A 14,937-nucleotide genomic window follows, 5' to 3' on the forward strand; every position below is an offset into this window, starting at 1 on the left:
TGCGGCAAAAACGCGTTGGAGTGCGTCACCGACGAACAGCGGACGCGCGCGCTGAACCGGGCGCGCCCTCAGCGCGAACGGGGCGCCGGAGGCGGCTTCACCGTGCCCTTGCGGCCGAAGTACAGCACGTTCGGCGCTTCCGACCGCCCCGCGGCGATGTCCATCTGGCCGTCCATGTCCACGTCGCCAATGGCAAAACCATACACCGTGCCCTTGCCGTCGCCGAACCGCACCCGGGAGACGGTGGCCCCCGTGCGGATGTACGCCACCGACGCCGCCTCCACGTACCCAACCACGACATCCGGAAGGCCATCGGCATTGAGATCGCCAACGGCCAGCGCGTATGGCGCCGATTGCTCCCGCCCGAACGACGTCCCCGGCGCAAAGCCGCCGTCGCGGGTGCCGGCATAAAGTGAGAGGCCGTTGGCTTCATCGATCGCGACCAGATCGACCAACCCGTCGCCGTTGAAGTCGCCCGCCTCCGAGGCCCGAATGGCGGCGTCGGCCGGACCGAACGGGACACCGGTAAACGCGAGTCCGGCGCTAGTGCGCGCCTGCTGCAGATACACCATGCTCTGCCCACCATCGCGATGTGGCACGATGAGGTCGATCAGCCCGTCGCGGTTCACGTCGGCGGGGGTGATGGTGGTGGCCGACTCCTGCGAGAAGCGCTGGCACTGGTCGTCAAACCGCCCCGCCCCGCGATTCAGGCAGACGTAGTTGCCGCCGGGATTCTTGCCGTACCGGTTGGCCACGATGATGTCGGGCAGGCCGTCGCCGTTCATGTCGGCCACACTCGCATTCCGCGTGGGCCACTCGGCCTTGCCGAAGGTCGAGCCCACCGTGAAGTGCCCCGTCCCGTCGTTGAGATACACGAGCTTCGGGTCGGGGCGGTCGTTGCTGAGCACCACGTCGAGATCGCCGTCCCGATCGAGATCCACCAGGCGCGCCGCGTACGAGCGGTCGGAGGCGGTGCCGAGGTCACGGGCCGGCGCGAAGCCGCCCTTGCCGTCACCGATCAGGACCCGGTCCACCAACGGCCAGTGCCGCCCCTTGGCGAGCATGATGTCCGGCTTCCCGTCGCCGTTCACGTCACCGATGCTGGCATTGGCCGACGTTTCGGAGGTCGTCTCGAGCAGGAGCACGCGATCGAACGTCGGCAGCGTGGGCTGCGCCTGCGCGCTGGGGACGGCGAGGGACATCGACATCGCCACGAGGGCGGTAGTGGTGCGTAAGGAAGACATCCCTCAACCTGCTGTCCGATGCGATCGCTCGCCAGCACGGCGGTGGACGCGGCGGTTGAACGCCACTCCCATATCGCTCTGCGCCCTCTGCGCCCTCTGCCTCTCGGCGTGATCAGGCACCCCGTGGTCGGCCGCGAGCGTTGCTGAACCGATCACGCAGAGAGAAGGAGAACACGGAGGCCACGGGGGCCAGCTGATCTTGGCGGACTGATCCGTGCGCCCCGAGCTCCGTTGACATAGGGGTGGGGGGTATATATTCTTTTATGTCAAGGGCGCCTGCCCTCCCCTATTTCATGGAGCGACCCGATGGACAAGCTCACGATGCAGATCACCGGCATGACCTGCGGCCATTGCGTGGCCGGCGTTACGCGCGCCCTCAAGGGCGTGCCCGGCGTCACCGTCGATCAGGTGGTCATCGGCACGGCGTCGGTGGGATACGACCCGACCGCCACCACGCCCGCCGACATCGCGAAGGCGGTGGAAGAGGAAGGCTATCGCGTCGTGTCGGCCGCCTAACACCGGAGCCGCCATGAGCCGCCGCGCCGTGACCGCGCCGCCGGCCACGGGGCCGCGCACCATCCGCATCCCGGTCACGGGGATGACCTGCGCCGCCTGCCAGTCTCGCGTGCAGCGCACGCTGCAGAAGCAGCCGGGGGTCAGCGACGCCACCGTGAACCTGATTCTCAACGACGCGACCGTCACCTTCGACCCGGCCACCACATCGCCCGACGCGCTGCTCCACGCGATCCGCGATGTGGGCTACGGCGCGTCGATGGCGGTGCCCGATCAGTCGGCGCTCCAGGAGCAGGATGCGCGCGATGACAGCGCGGCCGAGGAGTACGTCGCGTTGCGCCGCAAGGCCATCGTGAGCGGCATCGTCGGGCTGTTCGCGATGATCATCTCCATGCCGCTCATGAGCCAGCTGGCCGCCACCACGCACACGCATGGCGGTGCCTCCGGCGTGGGCGATCCGTTCATGCGCTGGTCCATGACGGTGCTCGATCCCGCGTTGCGGCGGGTGGCCCCGTGGATGTACGCCGTCGATCCGCGTATCACGACCTGGCTCCTGCTCGTGCTCACCATCGGCGTGATGACGTGGGCCGGCCGGCATTTCTACACGCACGCGTGGTCGGCCTTCAAGCACCACGCCGCCGACATGAATACACTGGTGGCGGTCGGTACCGGCGCCGCGTTTCTGTACTCGGTGCTGGCCACCGTGGCACCTGACTTCTTCGTGCGCCGCGGCGTGGCCCCCGATGTGTACTACGAAGCCGTCATCCTCATCATCGCGCTGATTCTCACCGGCAACCTGTTCGAGGCGCGTGCCAAGCAGCGCACGTCGGCGGCGCTGCGGGCGCTTGTGCACCTGCAGCCCAAGATGGCGCGCGTGCTGCGCGATCAGGTGGAACTCGACGTGCCCGTGGAGACGGTCATGGCCGGCGAGACGGTGATCGTGCGTCCGGGCGAGCGCATTCCGGTGGACGGCGCCATTCTCGCCGGCAGCAGCGCGGTGGACGAAAGCATGCTCACCGGCGAGTCGATGCCGGTGGCCAAGGCCGTCGGCGACCGCGTGATCGGCGGCACGATGAACGCCACCGGAGCCTTCCGCTATCGCGCCACCACCTTGGGCGGGGACAGCGTGCTCGCGCAGATCGTGCAGCTGATGCGCGACGCGCAGGGCTCGCGGGCGCCGATCCAGCGGCTCGCCGACCGCATCTCGGGCATCTTCGTGCCGATCGTGATGTCGCTGGCCGTCGTCACGTTCGTGGTGTGGTTCATCGCGGCCGAGCAGGCGCCGACGGTCCGCGCCTTTGCCGCCGCGGTGGCCGTGCTGATCATCGCCTGCCCCTGCGCCATGGGGCTCGCCGTGCCCACCGCCGTGATGGTGGCCACCGGCAAGGGCGCCGAACTCGGCATCCTCATTAAAGGCGGCGAGGCGCTGCAGCGCACCGGGGATGTCACCACCGTCGTGCTCGACAAAACCGGCACCGTGACCGAGGGGAAGCCGGCGGTCACCGACCTCGTACCGGCCCCCGGCGGCGCGTTCGCCGACCGCGAGGCGGAGCTGCTGCAGTTGGCGGCGTCGCTCGAGTCGCGCAGTGAGCACCCGCTGGCCGACGCCATCCTGCGGCATGCCGCGGCCCGCGGGCTGGCCGTGGTGGAGCCGGACACCTTTACGTCGATCACCGGGCGCGGCGCTATTGGCGTGGTCAGCGCGGGCGGTCGCGCCTTCGCCGTCGCCATCGGCAACGCCGAGCTGCTGGCCGAGTACGCGGTGCCCGTCGCCCCCTTGCAGGAGCAGGTGGACCGCCTCGCCAACGACGGCAAGACGCCGATGTTCGTAGCGGTCGACGGCGCGCTCGCCGGCCTGATTGCGGTGGCCGACCCCATCAAGCCCAGTTCGCGCGACGCCATCACGCAGCTGCGCGCCATGGGGCTCGAGATCGTGATGCTGACCGGCGACCAGCAGCGCACGGCAACCGCGGTGGCGCGCTTGGCCGGCATCGATCGGGTCGTGGCCGGCGTGCTGCCGGCGGGCAAGGTCGCGGAAGTCGCGCGCCTGCAAGCGCTTGGGCGGGTCGTGGCGATGATCGGCGACGGCATCAACGATGCCCCGGCGCTGGCCAAGGCCGACGTCGGGATGGCCATCGGTACCGGCACCGACATCGCCATCGAGGCGGGGGACATCGTGCTCATGCGGGGCGATCTGCGCACCGCGGCCCAGGCGATCGCCCTGTCACGGCGGACGATGCGCACGATCAAGCAGAATCTCTTTTGGGCGTTCGTGTACAACGTGGTCGGCATCCCGGTCGCGGCCGGCATCCTGTACCCGGCCTTCGGGCTGCTGTTGAGTCCCATTTTGGCCAGTGCGGCCATGGCCTGCAGTTCGGTGAGCGTCGTGTCGAACAGTTTGCGGCTGCGGCGCTTCGCGGGGACGCGTCCCGCCTAGCACGCGGGAACGACACGCGGGAACGACACGCGGGAACGACACGCGGGAACCGGCCCGGCGGCGAGACGTCCAGCCCGCGCCGGAGCCCCCTGCCAGCGCTCCGACCACGGGTCGCCGGCCTGCCCGAGGCGACGTCGGGTGGACAACTAGGCGCGGAGCGGGCTCCGCCGCTAGCTTCCGCTTCGCATTGGCCTGCCGCGTCCCCCGCGTGCCACGCCGCGACTGCTCGCCCCCCTCGCTCGCACGATGAGTCCTTACGTCACCTTCCTGCTGTATCTGCTGGCGATCATCGGGTTTCTGGGACTCGTGCTCACGTTGAACGCGTGGCTGGGGCCCAAGCCGGCGATGACCAGTACCAAGTTCGAGCCCTTCGAATGCGGGGCGACGGTGGTGGATGTCGTGAACGTGAAGGCCGTACCGATCAAGTACTACGCGGTGGCCATCATCTTCATTCTGTTCGACCTCGAGACGATGTTTCTGTTCATCTGGGCCCTTGGTGCCCGGCCGCTCTCGGGGTTCCTGATGTTCACGCTGACCCTGTTCATCTTCCTGCTGGTCATCAGCCTGTTGTACGTCTACAAGGCGCGCATTCTGGAAGCGGTGACGGAGTAATCATGTACGGCAAAGCCCTTCCCATCGTGGACGCCCTTGGCGCCCCGGCCGCGTCCTCGACGGCGGCCACGCACACCAAGCACGCGTCGTTCGAGTATCTCACGACGCGCAAGGACGAACTGGTCGGCTGGGCGCGCAAGTTTTCGCTCTTCCCCTACCCGTTCGTGACCGCCTGCTGCGCCATGGAGTTCATGGCCGTCAGCGCCTCGGCCTACGACACCGACCGCTTTGGCGCCGCTCTGCCCCGCTTCTCCCCGCGTCAGGCCGACCTCCTCATGGTCGTGGGCACCGTCACGCAGAAGCAGGCGCCGATCCTGCTCAAGGTGTACGAGCAGATGTGCGAGCCGAAGTGGGTGATGGCCTTCGGCGTCTGCGCGACCTCGGGCGGCTTCTACCAGAATTACGCGTCGCTGCCGGGCATCGACCGCATCATTCCGGTGGACGTGTACGTGCCGGGCTGTCCGCCCCGCCCCGAGATGGTGATCGACGGCATCATGCAGCTGCAGGAGAAGATCGCCAAGGGCAAGCACCACATCGTGAACGAGTCGTTCTGATCGTGGACGCTCCGATCCTCGATCTCATGGCGCAGGAGCTGGCGCCGGATGCCGGTGTCGAGTCGCTCGGCGTGCAGCATGGCGTACTGGTGCTGCAGCTCGACCCGTCGGCGCTGCTACCGGTGGTCACCCGCCTCAAGTCGGCGTTCGCCTTCGACCTGTTTCTCGACGTCACCGCCATCGACTGGCCCGACGCCCCGCTGCGCTTCGAAGTCGTGCACCATTTCTACTCGACCACGCACAAGGTGCGCGTGCGCCTGAAAACGCGGGTCGGTGCCGACGATCCCACCGTGGACACGTTGACGTCGCTGTTCGGATCGGCCGGCTACATGGAACGCGAGTGCCACGACATGTACGGCATCGTGTTCCGCGGCAACGACGATCTGCGCCCCATTCTGCTGTACGAAGGCTTTTCGGGACACCCGCTGCGCAAGGATTACCCCAAGCAGCTGGAGCAGCCGCTGGTCCCCTACCGTCCGCCGCAGGGTACCCTTGTCCGCTAGCATCCCGAATCCGGTTCGCTCGGCCTTCACCACGCACGAGCGCGACGACACGGTCATCGTCAGCATCGGCCCGTCGCACCCCGCCACGCACGGCACGATCCAGATCATCGCCGAGCTGGATGGCGAGAAGGTGCTGCGCACCGATGTGCACTGCGGATATCTGCACCGCGGCTTCGAGAAGGAGTGCGAGGATCACACCTGGCACAACCTGATCCCGTATGTCGACCGCCTGAACTACTGCTCAGCGCTCATCAACGACTTCGCGTACTGCGACGCCGTGGAACAGATGATGGGCATCGAGATCACGCCACGCACGAAGTACCTGCGCACGCTGCTCTCCGAGTACATGCGCATTACCGACCACCTCACGTGCGTGGCGGCGAGTCTCATGGAGCTCGGCGCGCTGACGGCGTTCCTGTACCTGGTCACCGTGCGCGACTACATGTACGAGCATCTCGCGGCGCTCACCGGCGCGCGCGTGACCTACTCGTACGGCCGCATCGGCGGGCTCGCCAACGATGTACCCGACGGCTGGTTCGCGCGCCTCCGCGAGATCCTGGTCGAGTACGAGACGTACGTCGAGCGCGTGCACGGGCTCGTGGACCGCAACCGCATCTTCATCGACCGCCTGCGCAACGTGGGGCGGATCAGCACCGCCGACGCCCTGCACTGGGGCTTCACCGGCGTGATCCTGCGTTCCACCGGCGCGCCCCGCGACCTGCGCAAGGACACGCCGTATCTGGCGTACGCCGAGCTCGATTTCGATGTGCCGGTGGGCATCAACGGCGACAACTATGATCGCTATTACGTGCGCATGCGCGAGATGGACGAGTCGGTGTACATGATCCGCCAGCTCATGGACATGATGCCCGAGGGGCCGATCAACGTGGACGATCGGCGCTGTGTGTTTCCCGAGAAAACGCTCGTGTACAACGAGATCGAATCGCTGATCAATCACTTCAAGCTCGTCATGGAGGGCCCGTCGGTGCCCGCCGGCGAGATCTACGTGGCGCACGAGGCGCCCAACGGCGAACTCGGGTTCTTCCTCGTGAGCACCGGCGGCGGGACGCCGCACAAGGTGCACGTGCGGTCGCCCAGCTTTGTGCACATGGGCGGGGTGCATCGCATGCTCGATGGTTATCAGCTGGCCGACATCGTGACGACGTTCGGCTCCGTGAACATGATCGGTGGGGAGTGCGACCGATGACCGGCCTGGTACAACGCCTGATCCCCGAGTTCGAGCAGTGGAAGCGCCGCTACCCGGCCGGCTTCGAAGGGTCGCTCTCCATTCCTGCGCTCCGTCGCATTCAGGAAGAACGCGGCTACATCGCCGACGAAGACATCACCGATCTCACGGCGTACCTGGGCGTGCCGCGCACGCAGATCGATGAAGTCGTGGCGTTCTACACGCAGTTCACGCGCGTGCCGCTGGGGAAACATCACATTCAGGTGTGCCACAATGTGAGCTGCTCGTTGCGTGGCGCCGAAGGGCTGGTGCGGCATCTGGGCGCGCGGTTGGGCATCAAGCCGGGTGAGACGACGGCCGATGGACAGTTCACGCTGACCACGGTGGAGTGCCTCGCCTCATGCGGCACCGCGCCGATGATGATGGTGGGTGACGCGTACTTCGAGAATCTGACGCCGGCCTCGGTGGATGCGCTGCTCACCGAGTTGAAGGGGAGCACACCATGAGCACCGCCGAACTGACGGGCACGAAGTTCTTCATGAACTTCCCGGTCACCGACACCTCGCATACGCTGGCCGAGTATCGCACGCGCTTCGGCTATCAGGCGCTGGAGAAGGCGCTTGGCATGGCGCCGACCGATGTGACGAAGGAAGTGGCCGCATCCGGCTTGCTCGGCCACGGCGGCGCCGCGTTCCCCGCCGGCCGCAAGTGGGGCGTGGTCAAGCTGGGCGATGGCGAGCCACACTACGTCTGCATGAATGCCGACGAAGGCGAGCCGGGGACCTTCAAGGACCGCTGGCTCATGGAGTGTGTGCCCCACATGGCGATCGAGGGGCTGATCATCGGCTCCTACGCGCTGGAGGGACGTCACGCGTTCATCTACATCCGTGGCGAGTTCGACCTCGCGCATCGGCGGATGGCCGAGGCCATCGAAGAAGCCTACGCGGCCGGGCTGCTCGGCGAGAACATTCTCGGGAGTGGCTATTCGCTCGACGTCGTGCTGTATCGTGGCGCCGGTTCGTACGTGTGTGGCGAGGCGTCGGCCATGCTGGCCTCGCTGGAGGGTAAGAAGGGGTGGCCGCGCAACCGGCCGCCGCGCCTCACGGTGAAAGGGCTGTATCAGAAGCCCACGGTGGTGAACAACGTAGAAACGCTGGCCAACGTACCGGTGATTCTGCGCCTCGGCGCCGCCGAGTTCAAGAAGGTCGGCACGCCCAAGAGTCCGGGCACGCAGATGATCTCGATCTCCGGTCACATCGCGAAGCCGGGCGTGTATGAGATCGAGTACGGGTACCCGTGGACGAAGTTCATTTACGAAGACTGCGGTGGCATGCAGAACGGGAAGGCGCTCAAGTGCATCATTCCCGGCGGCGTGTCCACGAAGCTGCTCAGCGCGAGTGAGATCGAAGGCGTTAACCTCGACCACAACTCGGCGGTTGCCGCCGGCTCGCAGGTTGGCTCGGGCGGCATGATTGCCATCGCCGAAGGCACCTGCATGGTGCGTCTGGCAGCGGTGATTCAGCGCTTCTACCACCATGAGTCGTGTGGCCAGTGCACGCCGTGCCGTCAGGGCATGGGATGGATGGAGCGCATCCTGAATCGCATCGTGGCCGGCGGCGGACGCCCGGATGACATCGATCAGTTGTACAAGATCGGCGAAGCCAACGACGGCACCACCATTTGCAGCCTGGGTGACTCGGCCGGCTATGCCTGTTCCGCGATCCTCGATCATTACCGTGACGAGTTCGAGTACTATATTACGAACGGACGCTCCATGTACGACGGCAACCTGACCGTTCACGACCCGTTCGCGGATTCGCCGTTCGCGAACTCGATTGGCGGAGCCGCTACGTGAGTGATGTGACGGTGGCACCCGTGGCGGCCAAGAAGATGCTCGACTTCGCGATCGATGGCGTGGCGATGCAGGCGGAGGACGGTCAGACGGTGATCCAGGCCGCCCGCGCCAATGGCGTGGAGATTCCGCACTTCTGCTGGCATCCGCAGCTGTCGGTTCCCGGCAACTGTCGTATCTGCATGGTGGAGATCGAGCAGGATTCGGGCGACCCGTGGTTCGATATCGCCTGCAATATGCCGGTGACCGCCGGCATGCGCGTGCTGACCAAGTCGGAGAAGATCAAGACGCTCAATCAGGACACGATGCAGTTCATCACGCTCAACCATCCGGTTGACTGTGGCATCTGCAACAAGTCGGGTGAGTGCCTGCTGCAGGATTATCACTACGAGTTGAATGGCGCTGCGTCGAAGTCACGCGACCCGAAGACGCACGCCACCAAGTTCTTCCCGCTGTCCGACCGCATCATCCTGGACAACGAGCGGTGCATCATGTGCACGCTCTGCGTCCGCTTCACGAACGAAGTGTCGGGGTCGAAGGCGCTCGGTGCCGTGAATCGTGGGGACCATGCGCTCATCCGTCCCGCCGAAGACGCCGACTTCAACCTCGACGTCTACTCCGACAACGTGATCGATCTCTGCCCGGTGGGTGCGCTGCTCTCCACCGAGCTGATGACGCATGCCCGCGTGTGGTACCTGCAAGCCACGAAGTCGGTGTGCCCCGGGTGCGAACGCGGCTGCAGCATCGACGTGTGGCACCGCAAGCACGAGTGGAAGCTCAACGCACTCGACCCGCAGCTGAACACCACTATCGATCGTGTCACGCCGCACGAGAATCCCGAGGTGAACGGCCTGTGGGTGTGCAACAAGGCCCGCGACCTCGCGCAGGTTTTCGAGCGGCCGCGCGCCGAGCAGTCGATGCAGCGCGGTGCCCCGGTGGAGTTGGGCGTGGCGATCACGGCGGCGAAGCAGCTGATCGCGGCGGCGCGCAAGCCGGTGGCGATCGTGTCGAGCTGGGGCTCCAACGAGGAGCTGGCGGCGTTCCATGCCGCCTTCGGTACCACGGTGCCGGGCTTCGTGAAAGCCGATCACGTGCCGCTGCTCGGTGAAGTGATCGAAGACCATCTGCTCATCAAGCCCGACAAGAACCCCAACCGCAAGGCGGCGCTGGCGCTGTATCCGGCGCTCCCCGAGCGAGTGAGCGACGCCCTGCCGGCCGACACCGACGTGGTGCTGGTGTGGGGCGAAGGCTTCGATAGCGCACTGGTGCCGAGTGGGGCGAAGGTGATCCGCCTCGACTCGTACGTACACGCCGCCAACGCGACGGCCGATGTGTTCATTCCGATCAGCGTGCAGACCGAGCGCAGCGGCCACTACACCAACTTCGCCGGCGTGGTCACGCCGTTCGAGGCGTGCTTCCCCGTGAAGCCCAGCATCGTGCACGCCGAAACGCTGTTTGGCCAGCTCTCCGTCGGGGCGGGCGCATGAACGTATTCATGCCCGATCTGGTCGTGTCGCTGGTGTTCATCACGTACGCCATGGTGGTGCTGCTCAGCTTCGGCGGGCTGCTCACGTGGGTGGAGCGCAAGCAGGCGGCGGTGATGTCGGACCGGATCGGCGCCAACCGCGCCTACATCAAGATTCCGTTCACCAACATCAAGCTGGTGTGGCTTGGTCTGTTTCACGGCATGGCCGACGGCCTGAAGATGCTCCTCAAGGAGAACTTCAAGCCGAAGACACACGACGCGTTGGGCTACCTGCTGGCGCCGTTCATCGTGTTCGCGCCGGTTCTGCTGGTGTTCGCCGTGATTCCGTTCGGCGGTACGCTCGATCCCGCGCAGCTGTTTCCGTCGCTGGCCGGGTGGTTCGGTGGCCGCACCTATCCGCTGCAGATCGCGCAGCTCGATGCCGGCATCCTGATCGTATTCGCCTTTGGCGGGCTCACGATCATCGGCACCATGCTGGCCGGCTGGAGCTCCGGGAACAAGTTCTCGCTGCTGGGTGGACTGCGGGCCGGCTCGCAGATGATTTCGTACGAGCTGGCCATGGCCCTCACCATCATGGGGCTGATCCTCGTGTACGGCACGGTCGATCTGGGTGCCATCGTGCGGCAGCAATCGGGCGTGGTGCTGGGCGTGCTCCCCAGGTGGGGCCTGTTCATGCAGCCCTTCGCGGCGTTCCTGTTCCTCACGGCGGCGATCGCTGAGAACAAGCGCATCCCGTTCGACCTGCCTGAGGCGGAGTCGGAGCTGGTGGCCGGCTACTACACCGAGTACAGCGCCATGAAGATGGGTCTCTTCATGTTCGCCGAGTTCATTCAGATCGCCATCGTGGGCGCGCTCTTCACCACGCTGTTCCTGGGTGGCTATAACCTGCCGTTCATGAGCGACGCCGGTTTCCTGTTTCCCGGCGGCCATTCGGTGGCACTGAGTCATGGACTGGTGGTGCCGCTGCAGATGCTCGGCTTCCTGGCCAAGGTGTTCCTGATGTGCGTGGTCCAGATCCAGATCCGCTGGTCGCTGCCCCGTTTCCGGTATGACCAGATGCTCTCGTTCGCGTGGAAGATGCTGCTGCCGTTGTCGCTGGCGAATCTGGTGGTCACCGCGGCGGCCATGTGGCTGATGGATGGTGCGAAGTGACGACGCCGATCAAACCACCGGTACGCACCGTGAAGTACGAGCGCAAGCAGTACTGGAACGAGCCCACCATGACGTGGTGGGAAAGGGCGTACCTCCCCGAGGTGTTGCGCGGATTGGCGATCACGACCGGCATCTTCCTGCGCAACATGGGCAAGTGGATTACCGGCCGTCGTGGCGCCATCACCACGTACTATCCCGAAGAGAAGCGTGCGGATTATGCGCCGGCCAATCGGGGCAAGCATATCCTCACGCAGCGTCCCGACGGGTCGCCGCAGTGCATCGCGTGCAACATGTGTGCAACGGTGTGCCCGGCGAAGGTGATCGAGATCGAGGCCGGTTTCGACATCAACGATCCGGCCCACCCGAAGTCGCCGATCCGCTTCGAGATCGACTACTCGCGTTGCGTGTTCTGCGGCCTCTGCGTTGAAGCCTGTCCCGAAGATGCCATTCGCATGGAGCAGGACATCCCCGACCTCGTGTCGGGGGATCGCTACAACATGTGGCTCACGATGGATGAGATGCTGACCTGGAATCCGAAGCAGGACGTGCTCAAGCCGTATCCACCGAAGCCGGTCGCGCTGAAGGTCAGCGACAGCATTCTGCGAGGGCGCGGGCCATCGACACACTGATTCTGGGCCTGCTGGGCGCCATCGCGCTCGCATCGGCTGTGCTCATGCTCGTGATGCGCGAGCCCATGCGCGTCGCGCTGGCGCTGATCACCACGATGATCATGCTGGGTGGCATTTATGGCCTGCTCGGCGTGCACTTCATCGCCGCCTTCCAGGTGCTGATCTACGTGGGCGCCGTCATGGTGTTCATGGTGTACGTGATCATGCTGCTCGAGGTGCGCGAAGCCCCCGGCAATACGCGCTACTCGCGCTGGCTCGTGCCCGGCGTGATTGCGTTCGCGATGCTGGTAGGGGTGCTGGGCATCAGCGTATACCACAGTTCAGCCGAGGTGCTCCGCGTACCCGGCGCCCCGCCGTTCAGCCTCACGCAATTCTCGACCGCGTTCCTGTCGCAGTACTGGCTGGAGTTCGAGCTCACGTCGGTCTTTCTGGTGGCGGCGATCGTGGCCGCGCTGGCCGTGATCAAGGTGAGCCGGAGGGCGCATGGATAAAGTGCCGCTGTTGCTCATGCTCTCGGGCGCGCTCTTCGCGCTTGGCCTGCTGGGGGTGATCGTACGCCGCAATGCGCTGGTCATGCTGATGTGCATGGAGCTCATGCTGAACGGCGTGAACCTCAGCCTGGTCACCTTCTCGCAGCAGCGCGGCGATGCCGCGGGCGCGGTGCTGGTGTTCCTGGTGTTCGTCGTCGCCACCGCCGAAATCGCGCTGGCCATTCCGATCGTCCTGCTGCTGGTGCGCTTCAAGCGCTCGATGGACATCGATCGCTTCTCGGATCTCAAGGGTTGAGCCGCATGCCTCATACGCTGGCGCTCATCGCCCTGCTGCCGCTCGTCGGCTTTCTGCTCAACGGCTTCTTCGCCACTGCCCTCGGGCGTCATCGCGTCAACGAGCGCGCCGCCGGCATGATCGGGTCCGCCTTCCCGCTGGCGGCCTTCGCGCTCACGATCAAGGCCTTCCTCGACCTGCAGGCCGGCGGCTTCGCACCGATCGTCGAGCCGCTCTACCGGTGGGCGCTCATCGGCACGTCGTCGTTCGAGATCGCGTTCTACTTCGATCGCCTCAGCGCGATCATGACGCTGGTGGTCACGGGTGTCGGATCGGTGATCCACATCTATTCCACCGGCTACATGCACGACGACAAGAGCTTCGGGCGCTTCTTCGCGTACCTGAATCTCTTCCTGTTCTTCATGCTGCTGCTGGTGCTCGGCCGCTCGATGCTCGTGCTGTTCGTGGGCTGGGAGGGGGTGGGACTGGCGTCGTACCTGCTCATCGGCTTCTGGTTCGACGATCTCACGAACGCGAAGGCTGGCCGGAAGGCGTTCATCACCAACCGGATCGGTGACGCCGGCTTCCTGCTGGGCATGTTCCTGCTGTATCGCGCCTTCGGCACGCTCGACATGGACACCATCAACGGGGCGTTCGTGAGCGGCACCGGCGCGGCGCTGCTGGTACCGGCCAGCCTGGTCGGCCTGCTACTGTTCGTCGGGGCTACCGGCAAGTCGGCGCAGATCCCGCTGTACGTGTGGCTCCCCGACGCCATGGCCGGCCCGACGCCGGTGTCGGCGCTGATCCACGCCGCCACGATGGTCACGGCCGGTGTGTATCTCACGGCGCGCATGTCGGGCATCTACATGATGGCCCCCGAGGCCTCGCAGGTCATCGCGGTCGTCGGCGTGCTCACGGCCTTCTTCGCCGCCACCGTCGCGCTGGTGCAAACCGACATCAAGAAGGTGCTCGCCTACTCGACCGTGTCGCAGCTGGGGTTCATGTTCCTGGCGCTCGGTGTCGGGGCCTACGGCGTGGCGATCTTCCACGTGGTCACGCACGCCTTCTTCAAGGCCTGCCTGTTCCTCGGTGCCGGCAGCGTGATTCACGCGCTCGGTGGCGAGCAGGACATCCGCAAGATGGGCGGTCTACGCAACAAGATTCCGCTCACCTTCTGGACCTTCGCCATCGCCACGGCTGCCATCGCCGGTATTCCGGGACTCGCCGGCTTCTTCTCGAAGGACGAGATCCTCTGGTACGCCTTCGCCAGTGCGAAGGGCGGCGCGCCGTGGCTCTGGGCCATGGCCGCGCTGACCGCCCTGATGACGGCGTTCTACATGTTCCGCCTGCTGTGGCTCACCTTCATGGGCGCCTCGCGCATGAGCCATGAGGTGGAGCACCATGTGCATGAGTCCCCGCTCACCATGACCGGCGTGCTGATGTTGCTGGCGCTGCTGTCGGCCGGCGGCGGGTACATCGCCATTCCGCACTTCCTCGAAGCGCAGATGCCGCTGCCGCCGATCGTCGAAAGCCTCGAGCACTACGAGCACACGCTGCTGTACGTCTCGATCGTGCTGGCCTTCGCCGGGCTCGGGCTCGCGGTGTTCATGTTTGGCGGTCCGGCTTCGCGCCCGGAAGGCATCAAGCAGGCGATGCTGCCGATCCACCGGCTGCTGTCGGGCAGGTATTTCGTGGACGAGCTGTACGAGCGCGTGATCGTGAAGCCGCTGGCGTGGTTCTCCGAGGTGGTGCTCCTACGTGGTAGCGATCAGAGGCTGCTGGACGGCTCCCTGAACGGGTTGGCGTCGCTGGCGCAGCGATCGGCCGGCTTATTGAGCCGAGTGCAGACCGGCAGTCTGCAGCTGTATGCGCTACTGATCACGGTCGGCATCGTGGGCGCTTTGCTCTGGAGCTGGCGTCATGTCTGAGTTCACGATGGGACCGATGCTGCTGAATCTCGTGTTGTGGCTGCCGATCGTGGGCGTGGGGCTGGTGCTGCTGTTG

General features: G+C 65.7%; 15 protein-coding genes. 14 read left to right on the forward strand and 1 reads right to left on the reverse strand.

Annotation, left to right across the window (positions count from 1 at the left end):
• Positions 1 to 68 precede the first annotated feature (68 nt).
• On the reverse strand, positions 69 to 1,244 hold the full coding sequence (locus ACIRA7_RS03185) for an FG-GAP repeat domain-containing protein (RefSeq protein WP_396219358.1): 1,176 nt from the start codon (positions 1,242 to 1,244) through the stop codon (positions 69 to 71).
• Between the two features lie 306 nt (positions 1,245 to 1,550).
• On the opposite strand from ACIRA7_RS03185, the gene ACIRA7_RS03190 reads away from it, so the two are divergent.
• The 14 genes from ACIRA7_RS03190 to nuoL all read left to right on the forward strand — a co-directional run bounded on the left by ACIRA7_RS03190 (position 1,551) and on the right by nuoL (position 14,861).
• Positions 1,551 to 1,760, forward strand: a complete 210-nt coding sequence (locus ACIRA7_RS03190) for a heavy-metal-associated domain-containing protein (protein WP_396219359.1) — start codon at positions 1,551 to 1,553, stop codon at positions 1,758 to 1,760.
• A 13-nt stretch (positions 1,761 to 1,773) separates the two neighbouring features.
• Entirely contained in the window at positions 1,774 to 4,194 is a 2,421-nt protein-coding gene (locus ACIRA7_RS03195; protein ID WP_396219360.1) for a heavy metal translocating P-type ATPase, read from the forward strand.
• 246 nt (positions 4,195 to 4,440) lie between these two features.
• On the forward strand, positions 4,441 to 4,806 hold the full coding sequence (locus ACIRA7_RS03200) for an NADH-quinone oxidoreductase subunit A (protein WP_396219361.1): 366 nt from the start codon (positions 4,441 to 4,443) through the stop codon (positions 4,804 to 4,806).
• Between the two features lie 2 nt (positions 4,807 to 4,808).
• A complete protein-coding gene (locus ACIRA7_RS03205; protein ID WP_396219362.1) occupies positions 4,809 to 5,360 on the forward strand; it encodes an NADH-quinone oxidoreductase subunit B in 552 nt (183 codons plus the stop codon).
• Between the two features lie 2 nt (positions 5,361 to 5,362).
• A complete protein-coding gene (locus ACIRA7_RS03210) occupies positions 5,363 to 5,863 on the forward strand; it encodes an NADH-quinone oxidoreductase subunit C (protein WP_396219363.1) in 501 nt (166 codons plus the stop codon).
• Positions 5,853 to 7,070 carry an NADH-quinone oxidoreductase subunit D gene (locus ACIRA7_RS03215; protein WP_396219364.1) on the forward strand — a complete coding sequence of 406 codons (1,218 nt, stop codon included), beginning with the start codon at positions 5,853 to 5,855 and terminating at the stop codon, positions 7,068 to 7,070. Before ACIRA7_RS03210 ends, ACIRA7_RS03215 begins: the two co-directional genes overlap by 11 nt.
• Positions 7,067 to 7,555 carry an NADH-quinone oxidoreductase subunit NuoE gene (nuoE, locus tag ACIRA7_RS03220; protein ID WP_396219365.1) on the forward strand — a complete coding sequence of 163 codons (489 nt, stop codon included), beginning with the start codon at positions 7,067 to 7,069 and terminating at the stop codon, positions 7,553 to 7,555. The genes ACIRA7_RS03215 and nuoE overlap by 4 nt, the downstream gene beginning before the upstream one ends.
• Positions 7,552 to 8,904, forward strand: coding sequence for an NADH-quinone oxidoreductase subunit NuoF (nuoF, locus tag ACIRA7_RS03225; protein WP_396219366.1), 1,353 nt, complete (start codon positions 7,552 to 7,554; stop codon positions 8,902 to 8,904). The genes nuoE and nuoF overlap by 4 nt, the downstream gene beginning before the upstream one ends.
• Entirely contained in the window at positions 8,901 to 10,388 is a 1,488-nt protein-coding gene (locus tag ACIRA7_RS03230; RefSeq protein ID WP_396219368.1) for a 2Fe-2S iron-sulfur cluster-binding protein, read from the forward strand. The genes nuoF and ACIRA7_RS03230 overlap by 4 nt, the downstream gene beginning before the upstream one ends.
• Positions 10,385 to 11,539 carry an NADH-quinone oxidoreductase subunit H gene (locus ACIRA7_RS03235; protein WP_396219369.1) on the forward strand — a complete coding sequence of 385 codons (1,155 nt, stop codon included), beginning with the start codon at positions 10,385 to 10,387 and terminating at the stop codon, positions 11,537 to 11,539. The genes ACIRA7_RS03230 and ACIRA7_RS03235 overlap by 4 nt, the downstream gene beginning before the upstream one ends.
• Complete coding sequence (locus ACIRA7_RS03240; protein ID WP_396219370.1) at positions 11,536 to 12,168, forward strand: 4Fe-4S binding protein; 633 nt, start codon at positions 11,536 to 11,538, stop codon at positions 12,166 to 12,168. Before ACIRA7_RS03235 ends, ACIRA7_RS03240 begins: the two co-directional genes overlap by 4 nt.
• Positions 12,169 to 12,212: 44 nt before the next feature.
• Positions 12,213 to 12,659 carry an NADH-quinone oxidoreductase subunit J gene (locus tag ACIRA7_RS03245; RefSeq protein ID WP_396219371.1) on the forward strand — a complete coding sequence of 149 codons (447 nt, stop codon included), beginning with the start codon at positions 12,213 to 12,215 and terminating at the stop codon, positions 12,657 to 12,659.
• On the forward strand, positions 12,652 to 12,954 hold the full coding sequence (nuoK, locus tag ACIRA7_RS03250; protein ID WP_396219373.1) for an NADH-quinone oxidoreductase subunit NuoK: 303 nt from the start codon (positions 12,652 to 12,654) through the stop codon (positions 12,952 to 12,954). Before ACIRA7_RS03245 ends, nuoK begins: the two co-directional genes overlap by 8 nt.
• A gap of 5 nt (positions 12,955 to 12,959) precedes the next feature.
• Positions 12,960 to 14,861: an NADH-quinone oxidoreductase subunit L gene (gene nuoL / locus ACIRA7_RS03255; protein WP_396219374.1), complete on the forward strand. Its 1,902-nt coding sequence runs from the start codon at positions 12,960 to 12,962 to the stop codon at positions 14,859 to 14,861.
• Positions 14,862 to 14,937: the final 76 nt, after the last annotated feature.

Source organism: Gemmatimonas sp., assembly GCF_044376735.1.
In the GTDB taxonomy this organism is placed as follows: domain Bacteria; phylum Gemmatimonadota; class Gemmatimonadetes; order Gemmatimonadales; family Gemmatimonadaceae; genus Gemmatimonas.